Source organism: Nioella sediminis (genome assembly GCF_001879695.1).
GTDB lineage: Bacteria > Pseudomonadota > Alphaproteobacteria > Rhodobacterales > Rhodobacteraceae > Nioella > Nioella sediminis.
Genome location: NZ_MNBL01000194.1, coordinates 1 through 1,257, shown reverse-complemented (window position 1 = coordinate 1,257; position 1,257 = coordinate 1). Strand labels below are relative to the sequence as shown.

Here is a 1,257-nt window from a genome sequence, read left to right as displayed (position 1 = left end):
GTGGCCTGATCTGACTGGTCCGGCTTGATTGTTAGTGCATGACTGGTCTCTGGTCCATCTGGACGATGGTCTCGGGAGCTGGTGGGCGGTAGCCCAAAGCACTGTGGGGCCTCTTCGCGTTGTAGTGCTTTCTCCAGCCTTCGATGAGGATTTGCGCCTCCCTGAGTGAATAGAAGATTTCCCTGTTCAGCAATTCGTCCCGGAACCGGGCGTTGAAGCTCTCGACGTAGCCGTTCTCCCAGGGGCTGCCGGGCTCGATGAATGCCGTCTTGGCACCGACGGCCTCGATCCAGGCCCGGACATCCTTGGCCACGAACTCAGGACCGTTGTCGCTTCGCACGAATGCCGGAGGCCCCCGCAGGATGAACAGGTCAGTCAGGGCATCGATCACGTCGGTCGAGTTCAGCTTACGCTTCACACGGATTGTCCCATTGCCCGGCAGGCGCATGGCTTTACCATGCTGCCGAGAGGGGGCATTCCCGGTTGAACTCATCAAGGACGTTCAGCGTGCGGAACGCCCTGCCGTCATCGGTGCGGCAATGGACAAAGTCATAGCTCCAGACGTGGTTCCTGTACCCCGGCCTGAGCCGGATGCATGATCCATCGTTAAGCCAAAGCCGCCCCTTCTTCGGTTGCTTCGGTGGCACCTTCAGCCCCTCCCGCTTCCACAGCCGTTCGACACGGCCAACGCTGACCTGCCAGCCGGCGTCTCTCAGCAGCGCCGCAACTCGGCGGTAACCGTAGCTACCGTACTGCCTGGCCAGCTCGATCATGTCTGAGACAAGCCGGTCTTCATCTTCCCGGCCCTGCGGTTCGTATCTTTGTGTCGATCGATGCTGCCCCAGCACCCGGCAGATCCGGCGCTCCGACACCTTCATCTCACTTCGGATCAAGTCGATGCAGGCACGCCGGCGGGCGGGGCTCAGTAGTTTCCCCGGGCGGCTTCCTTTAGGATGAGCTTGTCCAAAGTTAGGTCAGAGACGGCCTTCCTCAGCCGCTCGTTCTCCTTCTGAAGCCGTTTGAGTTCCTTCAGTTGGTCGGTTCCCATCCCTCCATATTGCTTGCGCCAGCGGTAATAGGTCTGCTCGGTTATGCGAACCTCGCGGATCGCATCCACACGCTGCATTCCCTGGCCGACAAGCACATCAACCTGTCGCAACTTCTGAACAATCTCCTCGGGCTTGTGTCTCTTGTGCGCCATTCTCTGTCCTCCGTTTCCTAAACATAACCTCGGACCAGTTCAGAGGGGGCATTCCA

General features: G+C 59.6%; 1 pseudogene. It reads right to left on the bottom strand.

The window, feature by feature from the left end:
- Positions 1-31: 31 nt before the first annotated feature.
- A pseudogene (locus tag BKY26_RS19755) lies at positions 32-1,201 on the bottom strand (IS3 family transposase).
- Positions 1,202-1,257: the final 56 nt, after the last annotated feature.